This is a genomic window from Acidianus manzaensis (assembly GCF_002116695.1).
GTDB classification, from domain to species: Archaea; Thermoproteota; Thermoprotei_A; order Sulfolobales; family Sulfolobaceae; genus Acidianus; species Acidianus manzaensis.
On the sequence record NZ_CP020477.1, the window covers coordinates 2,201,005 to 2,217,495 of the forward strand.

At 30.5% G+C, this 16,491-nt stretch carries 15 protein-coding genes; 9 read left to right on the forward strand and 6 right to left on the reverse strand.

Annotated elements, in window-relative coordinates; all coding sequences use genetic code 11:
- The first annotated feature begins 33 nt into the window (after positions 1-33).
- Together B6F84_RS11520 and B6F84_RS11525 are read left to right on the forward strand one after the other, a co-directional pair.
- A complete protein-coding gene (locus B6F84_RS11520) occupies positions 34-396 on the forward strand; it encodes a hypothetical protein (RefSeq protein WP_236748954.1) in 363 nt (120 codons plus the stop codon).
- Positions 356-1,978: a DEAD/DEAH box helicase gene (locus tag B6F84_RS11525; RefSeq protein WP_148692372.1), complete on the forward strand. Its 1,623-nt coding sequence runs from the start codon at positions 356-358 to the stop codon at positions 1,976-1,978. The genes B6F84_RS11520 and B6F84_RS11525 overlap by 41 nt, the downstream gene beginning before the upstream one ends.
- Here B6F84_RS11525 and B6F84_RS11530 read toward each other — a convergent pair.
- From B6F84_RS11530 to albA, 3 genes are all read right to left on the reverse strand, one after another.
- Complete coding sequence (locus B6F84_RS11530) at positions 1,945-2,433, reverse strand: hypothetical protein (RefSeq protein WP_148692373.1); 489 nt, start codon at positions 2,431-2,433, stop codon at positions 1,945-1,947. The two genes, B6F84_RS11525 and B6F84_RS11530, sit on opposite strands and share 34 nt — an antisense overlap.
- Before the next feature lie 369 nt (positions 2,434-2,802).
- On the reverse strand, positions 2,803-3,138 hold the full coding sequence (locus tag B6F84_RS11540) for a hypothetical protein (protein WP_148692375.1): 336 nt from the start codon (positions 3,136-3,138) through the stop codon (positions 2,803-2,805).
- Positions 3,139-3,206: 68 nt separating this feature from the next.
- Positions 3,207-3,503 carry a DNA-binding protein Alba gene (gene albA, locus B6F84_RS11545; RefSeq protein ID WP_148692376.1) on the reverse strand — a complete coding sequence of 99 codons (297 nt, stop codon included), beginning with the start codon at positions 3,501-3,503 and terminating at the stop codon, positions 3,207-3,209.
- Positions 3,504-3,622: 119 nt separating this feature from the next.
- Here albA and rgy point away from each other — a divergent pair, with 119 nt between their 5' ends.
- Positions 3,623-7,087, forward strand: coding sequence for a reverse gyrase (rgy, locus tag B6F84_RS11550; RefSeq protein WP_148692377.1), 3,465 nt, complete (start codon positions 3,623-3,625; stop codon positions 7,085-7,087).
- Here rgy and B6F84_RS11555 read toward each other — a convergent pair.
- The gene (locus tag B6F84_RS11555) at positions 7,052-7,336 is read right to left on the reverse strand and encodes a ribonuclease P subunit p25 family protein (RefSeq protein ID WP_338025978.1); all 285 of its coding nucleotides are present in this window, start codon (positions 7,334-7,336) and stop codon (positions 7,052-7,054) included. The two genes, rgy and B6F84_RS11555, sit on opposite strands and share 36 nt — an antisense overlap.
- Before the next feature lie 83 nt (positions 7,337-7,419).
- The gene (locus B6F84_RS11560) at positions 7,420-10,182 is read right to left on the reverse strand and encodes a DEAD/DEAH box helicase (protein WP_148692378.1); all 2,763 of its coding nucleotides are present in this window, start codon (positions 10,180-10,182) and stop codon (positions 7,420-7,422) included.
- Between the two features lie 84 nt (positions 10,183-10,266).
- Here B6F84_RS11560 and B6F84_RS11565 point away from each other — a divergent pair, with 84 nt between their 5' ends.
- The 5 genes from B6F84_RS11565 (at position 10,267) to B6F84_RS11585 (ending at position 15,767) form a co-directional block, all read left to right on the forward strand.
- On the forward strand, positions 10,267-10,506 hold the full coding sequence (locus tag B6F84_RS11565) for a hypothetical protein (protein ID WP_236748956.1): 240 nt from the start codon (positions 10,267-10,269) through the stop codon (positions 10,504-10,506).
- 98 nt (positions 10,507-10,604) lie between these two features.
- Complete coding sequence (locus B6F84_RS11570; RefSeq protein WP_148692380.1) at positions 10,605-12,053, forward strand: RtcB family protein; 1,449 nt, start codon at positions 10,605-10,607, stop codon at positions 12,051-12,053.
- Positions 12,054-12,058: 5 nt separating this feature from the next.
- The gene (locus B6F84_RS11575; RefSeq protein WP_148692381.1) at positions 12,059-12,994 is read left to right on the forward strand and encodes a deoxyhypusine synthase; all 936 of its coding nucleotides are present in this window, start codon (positions 12,059-12,061) and stop codon (positions 12,992-12,994) included.
- A 26-nt stretch (positions 12,995-13,020) separates the two neighbouring features.
- The gene (locus tag B6F84_RS11580; RefSeq protein WP_148692382.1) at positions 13,021-14,610 is read left to right on the forward strand and encodes a DNA topoisomerase VI subunit B; all 1,590 of its coding nucleotides are present in this window, start codon (positions 13,021-13,023) and stop codon (positions 14,608-14,610) included.
- Positions 14,607-15,767: a DNA topoisomerase IV subunit A gene (locus tag B6F84_RS11585; protein WP_148692383.1), complete on the forward strand. Its 1,161-nt coding sequence runs from the start codon at positions 14,607-14,609 to the stop codon at positions 15,765-15,767. Before B6F84_RS11580 ends, B6F84_RS11585 begins: the two co-directional genes overlap by 4 nt.
- 36 nt (positions 15,768-15,803) lie before the next feature.
- On the opposite strand, the gene B6F84_RS13930 is transcribed toward B6F84_RS11585, so the two are convergent.
- Positions 15,804-15,965, reverse strand: coding sequence for a hypothetical protein (locus B6F84_RS13930; protein WP_187152693.1), 162 nt, complete (start codon positions 15,963-15,965; stop codon positions 15,804-15,806).
- Between the two features lie 129 nt (positions 15,966-16,094).
- On the opposite strand from B6F84_RS13930, the gene B6F84_RS11590 reads away from it, so the two are divergent.
- A complete protein-coding gene (locus B6F84_RS11590; protein WP_148692384.1) occupies positions 16,095-16,490 on the forward strand; it encodes a translation initiation factor IF-5A in 396 nt (131 codons plus the stop codon).
- Position 16,491 lies beyond the last annotated feature (1 nt).

Below are 16,491 nucleotides of genomic sequence, written 5' to 3' on the forward strand. Positions count from 1 at the left end.
TAAAGATAAAATATCGAATTAAAACTTATGAAAATGTTAGACCTATTGTCACTTGGCAATACAGAGTTGGAGAAAGCATTAGAATATGGAATGGCAGAAGCAGAGTATTTAGGAAAACAGTTCATTGGAATTACATTGTCTAATGGAAATGGTCTAATATTTTATGTTAATCCTTATGAAGACGAAATACAAAAAATATTTCTTATGAGTATAGAAGAAAATAAAGAGAAAAACCTCTTAGGTATATTTCATTATGAAGGAGGTAATACATATTTTATTTATGAAATAACTGATTTATCTGAGATTCAAAGTATTTTGAATAGTCAAAGTATACTTTACGTAGAAGTGATTAAAGATGTTCTCGAAGACTTTTTACTTGAATCAGTGGCTAGATGAGGACACATTTAAAAAAATACTTACATTTGCTAGATTCATTGGTAGAAAAGATAATGTATCACAATTTGTTTTAGACATAGAGAGAGCAAGAAGAAATAGAGTAACAGTAGACGATATTTATACTACATTATCTAGTGTTGGTGTGGATTTATCACAAGAAGACTTATCAGAATTAAGCAAACTATTACCTGAATATGATATAGAATTTAATATACGAGGTAATTTACTTCAAATTACTCCATTTGTTTATATCATGGATATAGTAAAAAATCTTGATATAGAAATAAAATATGATAGAGTAAATAAGGTATTTCTCTCTTATCCTTTTTATTATGGAATATTAAAAGAAGCGTTTATAGAAAATGGCTTAAGAGTAAAAGAATTAAACTTAGATTTTAAAAACTTTAACTTTCAAATAAATCTAAATTTAAGAGATTATCAAAATGAAGCAATACAAAAGTGGAAAGAAAATAATTACAAAGGAGTAATAGCGCTACCTACTGGCGCTGGAAAAACAATAATAGGCATTAAGGCAATAGAAGAAACAAAAGTACCTACATTAATAGTAACTTTTACTAGAGAACAGCTCTTGCAATGGAAAGATCAGATAATTAAAAATTCTACTATAAGACCAGAAATTGGATTATATTATAGTAATGAAAAAGAGATAAAACCAATTACATTATCAACGTATCAAACAGCTTTTAGACATATCAATGAGCTATCGTTAAAATTTGATTTATTAATTATAGACGAAGTTCATCATTTACCTGCAGATAAATTTAAGCAAGTAGCTTTAGGCATGATAGCATCAAAAAGATTAGGATTATCAGCTACACCATATAGAGAAGATGGGAAACATATAGAATTATTCAAATTAATGGGCGGAGTAGTATACTATAAGCCGGTAGATGAATTAATAAATAAAGGCTTTTTAGCTCCCTATGAAATTTTTCAAGAAAAAGTATTCTTAACTAAAGAAGAAAGGAAAAAATATATACAATTGTTAAATAAATATAAAATCTTCTCTAGCAATCGTACTTTAAAAGAGTTGTTAGCTCTGGCAAAAAATGGAGATAGTAAAGCTATAGAAGCTATAAGAACTTATAACGAAATAAAAAAAGTTGTAAATCTTGCTCAAAATAAAATGCTTAAGTTAGAAGAAATAATTGAAAAAGAGAAAGATAAGAAGATACTTATATTTACTCAATATATTGAGCAAGCTGAAGAAATAGCAAAAAAATTTAACGCACTTTTAATATCTGGCAAAATTAGTAAAACAGAAAGAAAAAATATAATAGAACAATTTAAAAGAATGAAAGCAGGAATATTAGTACTTACTACGGTAGGAGATGAAGGATTAGATATTCCAGACGCAAGCGTAGGTATAATAGTTACAGGAACAGGATCTAGAAGGCAGTTTATACAAAGGTTAGGTAGAATATTAAGACCATCAGGAAATAAGAGAGCAGTACTATACGAAATAGTAGTAGCTGGAACACAAGAAGAATATCAGTCTAAAAGAAGAAAAACTACAGACGATTTGCTTCAAATTTCATCGGAATATTCTGATGAAATATAGTAATATACGGTATATCCTAACAATTTAAATAAAATTTGATAATCTTTTGTATTTACTATTATTTGATTATTCTTAACTGCAACTAACGGATAATCTTCTATAGACAAGATAGGCACTCCGTAATTATTTTGATGAACTTTTAACGTAACATTATTTAGCAACTTTTGCAAGGAATATCCAGGTATAAACTCAGGACTTAGTACATTTATCTTGCTTGTAACTTCTATTTCTCCTTCATAAAACTTAATATCCTCTTTTCCTTTAACTTTAACTCCATCTACCCAAAATATAGAATCAAGAAGTCTATTACAATTATCACTTATTAAAGACAGAGGAGGTAAAACTTGTAGTTTTCCATTACTTTTTATAGTACTAGGTTTTACTACTACTATATCCCCTAGATTTATACTATTTACTTCATATGGTAGACAAAAATTTCCTTCAACATATGGCATAAAGTATTTTTAATGTTTAATTAAAAATATATTTCGGAATGAAGCAAACTTGTAAGGTCTGAGAAATGATGACTAACCGGGCTAATGACCTTTTATAATTTTTATCTAATACAAAATTAATGAGATGGCTAAAGAAGAGGGAAGTTGTAATATATTTTCTTTTATATAGGAAGTTTCAATACAATGACTTTAATTTAGGAGAAGCATTAGATACGCTATCTCCTTATTTCTCGAAGAAGGTATCTTTGAATTCTATAAAATATTTAACTAAAATTGGGCTAATAAATAAAATAAGGCCATTAGAATACAAGTTATCTAACTTTGAAGATTATATTTATCTAATATCCTATCCTTATCTTAAAAGAAGGGCTAGGATCCATCAGATGCATCTTCATCGTAAAACTCAATAGTTATCTTAACTTTTATTTCCTGTTTTGATAAAGGCGGTATAGAATTACCGAAATCCACACCAACAGAAATAGGATTACCAAGAGAATCAGTAAATTTTACGTCAGCTACGTAATGTTTCTCTGGGCCTTTATTCATAGCATTCATAAGTTCATTATATATTCTTGAAAAAGCCATCTGTAAAGCTAACGGACTAGAGAAATCTTCTGGTTTGAGCTGTATAGAAGCTAAATTTCCCATAACTTCTCCAATTTTTGCTTTACCTTGGAATTCTATCTTATATGCGGGCTGAGACATTATTTATCTATTAAATATTTGCCTTTCTGCTTATTAAAGGTAGTGGAAAAATACTAAAAAAGTTAAGTTTATGCCTTTTTCTTTATAGTTACTTCTATAGTAGATACTCTAGATTGTCTTCCGTCTTGGCTAGTTACTACTTGGCTTCCTATTCCTATTGATTTTATTTCTATTTTGTCTGGGAGGAATCTGTTTCTAACTATCTCTACAGTGTCTACAGCTTTGCTTATTGCTCTGCCTCTAGCTTTTATGATTATTTCTGGTACACCTTGGTTTAGCAGAGTTAGTGCTGCTAATACATAATTCATTACTGGCTTTTTACCTACTAATACTACATTACTTGGGGTTGGAGTTGCCGTACTCATTTTTTTATCACCTATGTGTCGCACATTTAACACTCATGCTAAGTTAAAAAGTTAACCTACTCGATAACATCTTGGTTTTCGGCTTATAAAGTAGTTCTAATCATAAAAGAAAAAGTAGAATGGTAACTTCAGTATTTCTAAAAGCTTGCCCTAATTGTCTAGGTCCTCTAGAAGAGACTAGGGCATTAGAAGGCCTACCTTGTACTAAATGCTTACCTGGAGACATAACTCCATATAAAAACTTATCAATAGAAGAAAAAATACGAACAATATATAATATTTTAGTAACAGAAAATAAACTAAATGCGTATTGGAACTTATATTATTATTTAGATAGCTCATCAGAAATTATAGAATATTTTAAACGAATTACAAATAACGAGCCATGGTCTTTACAAAGACTTTGGTTAAAAAGGCTTACACAAGGAATAAGCTTTTCTATGTCAGCACCAACTGGCATGGGTAAGACAACTACAATAATAGTATTTTCTACTTTTTTAGCTAATGCTGGAAAATCCGTATTATATATTGTACCTACTAAGTCGTTATTACAACAAATTTGTGAAAAAATGAAAAAAATATATGATAATATAAGTTGCGGAGAAATTAACGAACAAAAGAAAATTAATATAGTAACAACAACATATATTAATAGAAGTTTTGAAAAAATCAAGAATTATAGGCCAAATTTCATAGCTGTAGATGATGCAGATTCTATAGTAAAAAGTGGAAAAACAGTAGATAGATTAGTAACTTTAATGGGGATTCCATCAGAAGTTTATGAAAAAGCTATAAAATTAGTTAAATTAAAAAAATTACTTGCAATAGAGGAAAAAAGAGACGAAATAGAGAAGAAAATAGCAGAAATAGAAAGAGATATATCAAAATTTTATGGAACAGCAAGTCAATTAGTAGTAGCTAGTGCAACACTTAGACCAAAAGGGATAAAACAAAAAGCATTACGATACATAACAGGATTCGATGTAACTACAGCTCAAATATATGCTAGAAATATAGTCGATACATATACTCAGAAATCAATAGAAGAGATAATTTCTTCACTAGGTAAAGGAGGTTTAATTTTAGTTTCTAGAGATTATGGAAAACAAAAGATAAAAGAATTAGCAGAGTATTTGGAAAGCAAAGGAATAAAAGTGGGAATAGCAATAAGTGGTAGAAAATTTTTGGAAAAATTCTCAGCAGGCGAATTAGACGTAATTATAGGTTCAGCATCTTATTATGGTGTTGCCGTAAGAGGAATTGATGAACCTAAGAAATTAAAATATGTTATATTCTATGGAGTACCAAAATCTAGAATAAGAATAAATGAAGCTTTATATAATCCATTTACACTACTTAGAGTATCAAAATTACTTAAAATAGATATAGACGAAAACAAGATATTGTCTTTAAGCTCCTCAGAATCTCAAATGATAAAATTAGCATTCATCAAATCACAACAACTAACAGGAAAATTAGAAGAGACAAGAAAATATTTAGAAGAAAAAATAAAAGAAGCAAAAGAAAGGCTATCTAAAATTAATGAAAACATCATAAGCGATACTTTTCTAATAAGAAAAATAGGAAAAGAAACTTATATAGAATTTCCAGATGCAATAACATATCTACAAGGTTCAGGTAGAAGTAGTAGATTACTTAACGATGGACTAACCTTAGGTTTAGCCATAACTATAGTAGATGATAAAAACATATACGATATGCTAATCAATAGATTAAAATATACAATTTATAACTTTAATCCAGTTGATTTCTCGACTTTAAATTTAGATGAAATAAAGAAGGAAATTGAAAGAACAAGAAAAGAGTCAGGTTATAAGATGAATATTTCAACCGGGCTAATGATAGTAGAATCACCTACAAAAGCTAGAACTATTGCTAGATTATTCGGAACTCCAGCAAGAAGAAACATAGGAGGAATTCCTATATATGAAACTGTAGCGATAGATGGCAATAACGTTTACATTCTAGACATTATGGCAAGTAAAGGACATATAAGTGATTTAACAACAGAAGAAAAAGGATATTACGGTGTAGAAATTAAGGACAATGATATTCTACCATTATATTCTCCATTATATAGGTGCTTAAATTGTAAAAGAATATTCTCTCAAGAACTAGATAAATGCCCATATTGCGGATCAGAATTAATTACGTCTTCATTAAATACTATAAATGCTGCAAGAGAATTAGCATTAGAAGTAGATAACATCTTTATTGCAACAGACCCAGATGTTGAAGGAGAAAAAATAGGATTTGACTTAGCAGCATTAATTTCTCCATATAATAATAATATAAAAAGAGTAAAAATTCACGAAATTACAAAGAAAGGTGTAATAGAAGCTTTACGTAGCTTATCTACATTAGATTTGAACTTAGTTAAAAGTCAAGTAGTTAGAAGAATTGAAGATAGATGGGTAGGTTTCGAGCTGAGTAAGATATTACAAATAAAATTCTCTAACAGAAACTACGGAGCTGGAAGAGTGCAAACACCAGTATTAGGTTGGATAGTAAAAAGAACAGAAGATTATAAAAATAACATGGGATATTTAGCTTTCATAGAATTAGGTAATTATTTCCATAAAATATTTTTGCAACAAAAGATGAAAATAGATAAAATAAAAATAGATAAAATAAAGGAAGAAACAGATATAATTTCACCATTTCCACCATATACTACTGACACTTTACTAATAGACGCTTATAATATGTATAAAATACCGGCAGAAAGAGTAATGAAAATAGCACAAGAGTTATTCGAATCAGGGTTAATAACATATCATAGAACTGACAGTATTCACGTGTCTACTAGAGGCATAGAAATAGCCAAAGAATATCTAAACAAAAGCAACATGATAAATGAATTCATTCCAAGAAGTTGGGGTTCAGAAGGAACACATGAAGCTATAAGACCTACAAGGCCAATAGATGTTAATGAACTTAAAAAAGAAATTGAAGAAAATCCTCAATTATACTACATCAAGTTTACCTGGGCTCATTTTGCGATTTACGATATGATTTTCAAAAGATTTATCGCAAGCCAAATGAAAGAGGCAGTAGGAAAATATGCTACATATGAGATTTCCTACTTAGACAAAAAAGATGAAGTTAAGTTATTAACAGGAATTAACAAAGGATTTTCACTAGTCTTATCTCCTAAAACATATCAATTACCAGAAGGGGATATCATTAATCCAAAATATAAAATAATTAGAGGATCTAAGATAAAATTATACAATTATGCTGAAATAATAAAAGAGATGAAAGATAAAAATATTGGAAGACCAAGCACTTATTCAAAAATAATACAGACGTTAATAAGACATGGATATGTAGTAGAAAGCAAAAAGAGAGCAGTATTAATAGCAACTAAGAAGGGAATAAATGTGTATAATTATTTATCTGAAAAATTTGCATCTTTAGTATCAGAGTCTACGACTGTTGACCTATTGCAAAAAATGGACATGATAGCTAATGGATCATTATTACCAGATTACGTATTAAATGAAATTTTAGGTCAAATGAAAAGCCTAGTAAGCTCTCTTAATTCTGAGGAGCAAATATGATATTCTCCTTCTATCCTTGGTTTCACTTCCTATAGTAATATAGTCTAAAGTTACTCCATCTTTTAATTTTTCTTTTACTGAATTATATATATCTGCTACTTTATTTATATCCCATCCAGATCCTTTGATCTCTACTTCTTCCGTATTATGATTTAATGCTTCTATAATTTCTAAAACATAATCTTCAATTGACTTTGATCTACTAACTATTATTTGGTAAGGTTTATTCATCATCTTTCTATCAAACATGAGACTTACTTATAAAAAATAAATCTATCTACATATCAGTAACACGGGCCTGTATCACCGCTCATTATTTGGGCATTCATCACCTACGAATATTTCATGTTCTGTATATACGCTACCGCATTTAACAAAATATATGGGGCAACTTTCTTATTGATATAATAGAATCTCGGAGATATATTATAAACTAATGGGTCTACAGGATCATTTATTCTAATCTCACCTATTTCTTCAAAAGGAATTCTTCTCCTTATTTCTTCAATATTATTTAGTATCTCCTTAGGCTTAAATATTAATTCTGTTGTAGTAGAACTATTTAACGATCTTAAACTAGCTATAAACGTCTCATTATCATTGATTGCATTAAACGAAGTATAGAAATCGCACGAATGTACAATTTCTTCTAATTCGTCTAATATGCACCATCTAGTTTCTCTACTGTCAACATCGATGAAGCTAACAATTCTATACTTGGAGTCCGGTTTTCTCATTTGCTTTAACTTGCTTTCAATACTTTTAGAAGAGATTCCTAATGAATCAGAAAGTTCTGATACAGTATAAGCTCCACCTTTTAGTGTTTCATAGATAATAGATGTAATATTATTAATCCATGGTTTAATTGGAGCTTGCATTAATACTGCTTCGCTTAATGGTAAGGAGCCTTCGTAATTTATCACTTGAATTTTACCTTCTTTAAGAAGTTTTATATATTCTAAAGTTTTTTTAATTGAAAAGTACTTCGATATAGTTTGTCTTAAAGCTTCTTTCAGGAGTAAATTATCTTCTCCTTTGCTAACTTTGCCAACTTTACCAAAGCTGACTTGTATTTCTTTTAATGTAGATATAAATAATGGAGACCTTAATATTGACTTTATGATGAGTTTCTTTAATTTTTTATCGTTTATCTTAACGATTTCCTTTAAGAGATCTTTTTCAGTATAGCTTACAGAAAATCCATAAATTGAATATCTAGCATAACTATTCAAAGAATCCTTAGCCGTTGCCAAATACAATAGTATATGAGCAATAGTATTTGCTACTTTTTCGTTAATTAACGTAGAATATATAGTTTCTTTTTCATTTTTCTCGACTGTGATAACATTAGATGAAGGTAAAGGTAAATTTCTAGATTTATATTTTTCTAAGATTTTCTTTATATCTGCAATACTTGATTCTCTAGATTTTAATAATTTCTCTATTTCTTTAGGAATTAAGTAAGATTTTGAAATACCATCTCCTCTCCATACTGGAATCTCTCCCTCTCCACCATCTGAAGGTATAACATCTATTGACATAGTATTAGTATTAATTTTACTTATCTTCCATAATTTACCTCCTATCCTTATCGTGTCACCAGATCTTATATGCTTATAAACATATATAGCATCTATTTCTCCAATATTTTTATCCTTCCACCTTAGTAGGAAAGTATCATTATTATTTATTAATGAGAAAAACTCAGAAAAGTTTCTAGACCATGAATAATTCCTATTCTTGTTAAAATTCCACAACTTGAAAAAGAACTTACCAATAGAAAGTTTATCTCCATTTATTGTAACTAAATTATTCTTACTTAAATAATTAATAAGTTCATCAAAAGACTCCTCAGATAAATCCCTAAATGAATAGGAAGAAGTAATAATTTTGAAAACCTTACTCTTTTCTATTTCTCCATATTGTAAAATAATTCCTAAAATTTCTCTACTAGCAACATCTAAAGGCCTACATATTGACGTTTTTTCTACTTTCCCCTTTTTAGCTAAAGATCTAATAGCATATGCTTCCAAAACATCAAAATCATATAAACAAATTATCTCCCCTTTCGCTATTCCAAGAATATTATGTCCACTTCTCCCCAATCTTTGTAAAAAAGAAGAAACAGAAGAAGGAGGTCTAAACATTATAATTTTTTTAATATCACCTATATCTATTCCAAGCTCTAAAGTTTTAGTACAAATTACTCCTTTAGCTTTACCATTTCTCAGATTATCTTCAACTAAACTTTTTCCTTCCCTAGAAATTGAAGAATGATGAACAAAAAATTCGTCACTATATTCTTCTAACTCTTCATGTAATCTCTCTGTTAAGAATCTAGAATTAGTAAATATTAAAGTAGGCTTTTCAGCAGAATTTACAATATATTTAGCTGCATCTTTCCAAACATCAGAACTAGAATTTAATTTAACAATATTTAACTCAAATACCTTTTTATCCTTAATTCTAACTATTTCCGATTCCCTATTTGAAGATCCAAATAAGAAAGAAGACACCAAATCTTCGTCTTGAATAGTAGCAGATAATCCAATACGTTGAAAATCATAGTTAGAGAAATCCTTCAGCCTTTCCAGCAAAATTGATAACTGAACACCTCTTTTTGATCCTATAAGCTCATGAATTTCATCTACTATAACCCATCTAATATTCTTATAATTTTCTCTAAATTTAGTAGCCCAGTCTAAATCAATTTCTAATCCTTCTGGAGTAGTAACTAAAATATGCGGAACTCTTTTTAATCGTAGATTCTTCTCTTTTTGAGGAACTTCTCCATGCTTCCTATTAACGTAATAATTTAATTTACTAGCCCACCACTCAATTCTTAAAGTTAAATCATTTATCAAAGCCTTTAGAGGAGTTATATACAAAACAGCTACTGGTTTAACATCATTATCTAGCATACTACTAAGCACTGGTAATAATGCTGCTTCAGTCTTTCCAAAACCAGTTGGAGCAATTATTAGAGTATTTTTACCGCTTAGAATAGGGTTCAAAGCTTTTTGTTGAACTTCAGTCATTCCTTTCCAGTTTTTTTCCTTCATTAGGTCTACTAGTCTTCTATTCAATGTTGCCATTCATTTTTCACCGTATTAGTATATGCCATTGTGAAAGCAACTGTTTCAGTTATTTTTAAAAATTTAAAATCTACTATCAAGGTTATGCAAGAAAAATACGAATGTCTTACGTGTGGAAAGACATTCTACAACGGTCAAGGAATAATACTCACATTAGCTGATAGAAAATTATATTTTCACAATAAAGCATGTGCTTATAAATTCTTTAGAGAAGTATTAGAAAATTCAGATAAAGATTGTATTTCTTCTTCTTTAAGACAAATATATAGAAAATACGAAGACTTAGACAAAGAAAGAAAAGAAAAAGCAAAAAAGAAGATCTGAGTAGTTCAGCTCATCATTAAATCAGGGTCCGCCACAGTCTTCATCTCATATAAAACAGTTTTATTAATTAAAAAACATTTAACAAACTTTGGACAGTCATGAATATAAACGTAAAGAGAGTCAATTCTTACGAGTGGAGAATAGATAAAGATGTCCAACCTTGTATGAGAGTTCCAGTAACAGTCTTTGCTGATGACGTACTTATTGATAAAATGAAACAAGATCTTACATTAAAACAAGCTACTAACGTTGCTTGTCTTCCCGGTGTTCAAGAAGGTGTATATGTCCTACCAGACGGACATCAAGGATATGGCTTTCCTATAGGCGGAATAGCTGCTACTTCAATAGATGAAGGTGGAGTAGTGAGTCCAGGCGGAATAGGCTATGATATAAATTGTGGAGTAAGATTACTAAGGACAAATCTAGATTTTGAAAATGTAAAACCAAAAATAAAAGAATTAGTAGAGGAACTGCATAAAAACGTTCCAAGCGGAGTAGGTAGTGAAGGAAGAGTAAAATTAACTACACAAGAACTTGATAACGTCTTAGCAGAAGGTGTAAAGTGGGCAGTAGATAAAGGCTATGGCTGGACAGAAGATATGGATCATATAGAACAAAATGGAAGCTGGAATTTAGCAGAACCAGATAAAGTAAGTAGTGTAGCTAAAAAAAGAGGTCAATCACAATTAGGTACATTAGGAGCAGGAAATCATTTCTTAGAAATACAAATAGTGGATAAAATTTATGATGAAAGAATAGCTAAAGCTATAGGAATCACGCATGAAGGACAAGTAATGGTAATGATACATACAGGTTCAAGAGGATTAGGTCATCAAGTAGCTAGTGATTATTTACAGATTATGGAAAGAGCAATGAAAAAATATAATATAACAGTACCTGACAGAGAATTAGCAGCAATTCCATTTACTAGCAGAGAAGGTCAAGATTATTTTCATGCGATGGTTTCTGGAGCAAACTTTGCATGGAGTAATAGGCAATTAATAACTCATTGGGTAAGAGAAAGCTTTGGGAATGTATTCCATACAGATCCCGAAAAATTAGATCTACATATAATTTATGACGTAGCTCATAATATAGCCAAAATAGAAGAGTATGACATTGAAGGAAAAAGGAAAAAAGTGTTAGTTCATAGAAAAGGTGCTACTAGAGCATTTCCACCTGGAAGTCCAGAAATACCAGCAGATCATAGAAACACTGGCCAAGTAGTTTTAATTCCTGGTAGCATGGGTACTGCAAGTTATGTTATGGCAGGTATACCAGAAGGAAGAAGAACGTGGTATACCGCTCCTCACGGCGCAGGTAGATGGATGTCCAGAGAGGCAGCAGTAAGAAGCTATCCAGTAAATAATGTAGTAGAAAACCTTGAAGAAAAAGGGATCGTAATAAGAGCTACAACAAAAAGGGTTATAGCAGAGGAAGCTCCCGGTGCATATAAGGATGTTGATAGAGTAGCTAGAGTAGCAAATGAAGCTAAGATAGCAAAATTAGTAGTAAGATTAAAACCTATAGGTGTAACAAAAGGTTAGAGAAAATGAAAAGAGAAGATTTGCTTAAAGAACCAGTTCAAGATATAAATTTAGATGATATTAAAGGTCTTAATAAATATCTAAATATATACGAAAAAATATATGGTTTTTCAGCAGAAGCTCTAACAAGAGCAGAAAAAATACTCGCTAATATGCAAAAAAATGCAGATCTAAGATTCATTTCATTTACTGCTAATCTAGTATCTACAGGTCTTAGGGGATTATTTGCTGATTTAATCTCAAAAGGATATTTTAACGTTGTTATTACTACTGGAGGTACAATTGATCACGACATAGCAAGAAGTAACGGAGGTACATATTATAAGGGATCATTTGATTATGACGACGATATGCTTAGAGAATTACAAATACATAGGCTAGGAAATATCATAATTCCTTTTGAATCTTACGGAAAAGTTGTAGAAGATGTAGTAAGAAAAGTTATTGATGAGGTTGTAAAAGAGAAAAAAGAATGGCCGGTATACGAACTATTATGGGAATTCGGAAAAAGGATAAATGATAAAAACTCAATTCTTAGAGCAGCATATGAAAAGAAAGTACCTATAATTGTACCTGGTATAGTTGATGGTAGCTTTGGGACTAATCTATTTATACGATCCCAATTTAATGGTTTAAGAATAAACTTATTCGAAGATATGAGATTAGTGAAAGATCTAGTCTTTACTTGTAAGGAATCTGGAGCTTTAATAATAGGAGGAGGAATTAGCAAGCATCATACGATTTGGTGGAATCAATTCAAAGACGGTTTAGATTATACAGTATACTTAACAACAGCTCAAGAATATGACGGAAGCTTAAGCGGAGCCAAGCCAAGAGAAGCTATTTCATGGAACAAAATAAAGGAACATTCAGAAAACGTAGTAATTTATGGCGATGCTACTATAATACTACCTCTTTTGGCTTCATCTTTATTAAGCTAATTTCCTTAGTATTATATCTGCAGTGAATAATTATGTCTGAGAAGTTTGCTAGCATTTCTCCAGCTGAGTTTTTTAAAAGAAATCCCGAATTAGCAGGATTCTCAAATCCTGCAAGAGCAATGTACCAAACATTGAGGGAGATGATAGAAAACTCCCTTGATGCAACAGACGTTCATGAAATTTTACCTTCAATAAAAATTACTATAGATTTAATTGATCAACAAAAACAAATTTATAAAATAACTGTAGAAGATAATGGAATAGGAATACCACCACATATAGTTCCAGAAGCTTTTGGTAGAGTACTGTATAGTTCAAAATATGTTATAAGACAAACTAGAGGAATGTACGGTTTGGGAGTAAAGGCGGCAGTACTTTATAGCCAGATGTATCAAGAAAGGCCAGTAGAAATAACTACATCTCCTCTTGGATCAAAACGAATTTATTTCTTCAAACTAAAAATTGATGTAGCTAAGAACGAACCTATAATTTATGAAAGATCTTCAGCTCTGAACGATAAAGGATATCATGGAACTTCAGTTTCTTTGTATTTATTAGGAGATTGGCAAAGAGCTAAATCAAGAATTTATGAATACATAAAGAGAACTTACATTGTAGCACCTTACGCAGAATTCACATTTAAAGATCCAGAAGGTAACGTAATTTATTATAAAAGATTAACAACAAAAATACCAGAACCGCCAGAAGAAGTAAAACCACATCCTTATGGAGTTGATATTGAGTTATTAAAAAATATGATTTCAAAACAAAAAAATGATTATGCAATTAAGGATTTCTTAACAAAAGAATTCCAAAGTGTTGGTGACGTTACAGCAGTAAAAATCCTAGAAATGGCAAAGATAGATCCAGATAAAAGAATAACAACATTAAAAGATGAAGAGCTATCAAGGCTAACAGAAGCAATGAAAAAATTTGAAGGATTTAGACCACCTTCTCCAGAAGCATTATCAGTAATAGGCTCAGACTTGATAGAACTTAGCCTAAAAAACATGTTTAATCCCGAATTTGTTTCAGCTATAACAAGAAAACCTAAAGCATATCAAGGTCATCCATTTATAGTAGAAGTAGGAATAGCATATGGAGGACAGATTCAACCATCAGAAGAACCACTAGTTTTGAGATACGCTAATAAAATACCACTAATATATGATGAAAAATCAGATGTCATATGGAAAGTAGTAGAAGAAACAGATTGGAAAAGATACGGAATAGAAGAGGATATGAAACCATTAGTAGTAATGGTACATCTTTGTAGCACAAAAGTACCTTATAAAAGTGCAGGAAAAGAAAGCATAGCAGATGTGGAAGAAATTGAAAAAGAAATAAGAAACGGAGTAATGGAAGTAGCAAGAAAACTAAGAGTATTCATGGTAGAGAAAAGAAAAGAAGAAGAAGCAAAAAAGAGAATGCTTACATATCTCAAATACATACCAGAAGTAGCAAGAAGCCTATCGATATTTGCTACTAATGACGACAAAGAAAAAGCAATAAAAGTTCAAAACGAAATCCAAGAAAAACTATTCGACATGATAAAAAGCAGATTAGATATTAAAGATTCAGAAGAATATAAATTATATAAGGTAGAGGCTACATGAGCGAATTCATTTCAAAAGTAGATAAAGAAGCAAGACAAAGAGCAGCAGAAATCCTAAAGACTAAATTTCTTACACTATTAGATCAAATAAATAAAGGAGAGCCATTAGTCCTTGAAATACCTAAAAGAACATTAACCAATACAGTATATGACGAAAAAAGAAAACTCCTACTATTAGGAGAAAATAAAATAAAAAGACATTTCCTTGATTTAAACGAAGCAAAAAGATTCATGCAAACTACATTAATGGGTAGCATAATTTATGATGCGCTAGTAAACAACGAATATCCAACAATACGTGATTTATATTATAGAGGAAAACATTCAATAGTACTAAAAGCTCCAAACGGAAAGGCATATGAAGAAAACACATGGGATGAACAAAAAGAGTCAGACTCAGTAATAGTAGATATAGAAGTATTAACTTCACTACTTAGAGAAGATATGCTAATTCTTAGCAAAGAAAAAGGAAAAGTAGTAGGAGATATGAGATTAAGAAGCGGAAATGATGTTATAGACTTAAGCAAAATGGGTCATGGAGCATATTCAATAGAACCTACACCAGATCTTATAGATATTGTCGACGTAAAAGCTGACTTCGTATTAGTAGTAGAGAAAGATGCTGTATTCCAGCAATTACATAGAGAAGGATATTGGAGAAAATATAACGCAATATTAATTACTAGTGCAGGACAACCAGATAGAGCAACAAGAAGATTCGTAAGAAGACTAAACGAAGAATTAAAACTTCCAGTTTATATTTTAACTGATGCAGATCCTTATGGATGGTACATTTATAGCGTATTCAGAATAGGTTCTATAAATCTCTCATATGAAAGCGAAAGATTAGCGACACCAAACGCAAGATTCTTAGGAGTATCAATGGGAGATATTTTTGGTACAAATAAGAAAAAACCATACTTAAACGATATAGAAAGGAGAAACTTCATAATAAAAGCAAAAGATACTGACGTAAAAAGAGCACTAGAAATAAAGAATTATGAATGGTTCAAAACTAAAGCATGGCAAGAAGAAATTTCTACATTCTTACAAAAGAAAGCAAAACTAGAAATAGAAGCAATGGCAAGCAAAGGACTCAAATTCCTTGCATTTCAATATCTACCAGAAAAAATTAGCACATCAGACTTCCTAAGTTAAATCAGACGAGACAGGTTATTTCATCAGATCAAATTCTTAGGGTTCTTCATTCACTTCTATATATCCTAAAATCTCATTAAAAGTATTTTTCTTACACACATCACAGTAAAGGTAAATAGACTTTTGCCTTCCTATATCAAAGCTAATATTAAGCAATCTTTCAGTACCACATGAAGTACATTTAACTTTCCAAACCATAATTATTATAAACTGATTTTACATTAATAAGATTGCTGTGAAGAAGTATTTCGACTGATAAATGATGAAGGGCCAAAGCTCGGAGCATAAGAGTTAAAAATATCTTATCAAATCTTCAAACAGATAATTATGAGTGTAAACTACGCGAAAATAGGCGAGTTAAAAGAAGGAAATTATATCATAATAGATGGAGAACCTTGTAGAGTAGTCGAAATATCAAAAGCAAAAACCGGAAAACATGGTGCAGCTAAAGCTAACGTAGTAGCAGTAAGCATTTTTTCAGGAGCAAAAAAGACACTCATGGCACCAGTTGATGATCAAGTAGAAATACCAATAATTGAAAAACATGTAGGTCAAATATTAGCAGATATGGGAAATAAAATTCAAGTAATGGACCTTAATACTTACGAAACATTCGATATGGAAAAACCTACAGAAGAAGATTTAGCAAGCAAAATAAGGCAAGGTGCAGAAGTAGAATATTGGACAATAATGGGGAGAAATAAAATTGTAAGGGTAAAGTAAA

Bases quoted from the DNA above. Each gene is read 5' to 3' on its own strand.
- B6F84_RS11560 (WP_148692378.1), bottom strand. From the start codon at position 10,182: ATGGCAACATTGAATAGAAGACTAGTAGACCTAATGAAGGAAAAAAAC.
- B6F84_RS11520 (WP_236748954.1), top strand. From the start codon at position 34: ATGTTAGACCTATTGTCACTTGGCAATACAGAGTTGGAGAAAGCATTA.
- albA (WP_148692376.1), bottom strand. From the start codon at position 3,503: ATGAGTACGGCAACTCCAACCCCAAGTAATGTAGTATTAGTAGGTAAA.
- B6F84_RS11590 (WP_148692384.1), top strand. From the start codon at position 16,095: ATGAGTGTAAACTACGCGAAAATAGGCGAGTTAAAAGAAGGAAATTAT.
- B6F84_RS11555 (WP_338025978.1), bottom strand. From the start codon at position 7,336: ATGTTTGATAGAAAGATGATGAATAAACCTTACCAAATAATAGTTAGT.
- B6F84_RS11585 (WP_148692383.1), top strand. From the start codon at position 14,607: ATGAGCGAATTCATTTCAAAAGTAGATAAAGAAGCAAGACAAAGAGCA.
- B6F84_RS11575 (WP_148692381.1), top strand. From the start codon at position 12,059: ATGAAAAGAGAAGATTTGCTTAAAGAACCAGTTCAAGATATAAATTTA.
- rgy (WP_148692377.1), top strand. From the start codon at position 3,623: ATGGTAACTTCAGTATTTCTAAAAGCTTGCCCTAATTGTCTAGGTCCT.
- B6F84_RS11565 (WP_236748956.1), top strand. From the start codon at position 10,267: ATGCAAGAAAAATACGAATGTCTTACGTGTGGAAAGACATTCTACAAC.
- B6F84_RS11570 (WP_148692380.1), top strand. From the start codon at position 10,605: ATGAATATAAACGTAAAGAGAGTCAATTCTTACGAGTGGAGAATAGAT.
- B6F84_RS11525 (WP_148692372.1), top strand. From the start codon at position 356: ATGTTCTCGAAGACTTTTTACTTGAATCAGTGGCTAGATGAGGACACA.
- B6F84_RS11540 (WP_148692375.1), bottom strand. From the start codon at position 3,138: ATGTCTCAGCCCGCATATAAGATAGAATTCCAAGGTAAAGCAAAAATT.
- B6F84_RS11530 (WP_148692373.1), bottom strand. From the start codon at position 2,433: ATGCCATATGTTGAAGGAAATTTTTGTCTACCATATGAAGTAAATAGT.
- B6F84_RS13930 (WP_187152693.1), bottom strand. From the start codon at position 15,965: ATGGTTTGGAAAGTTAAATGTACTTCATGTGGTACTGAAAGATTGCTT.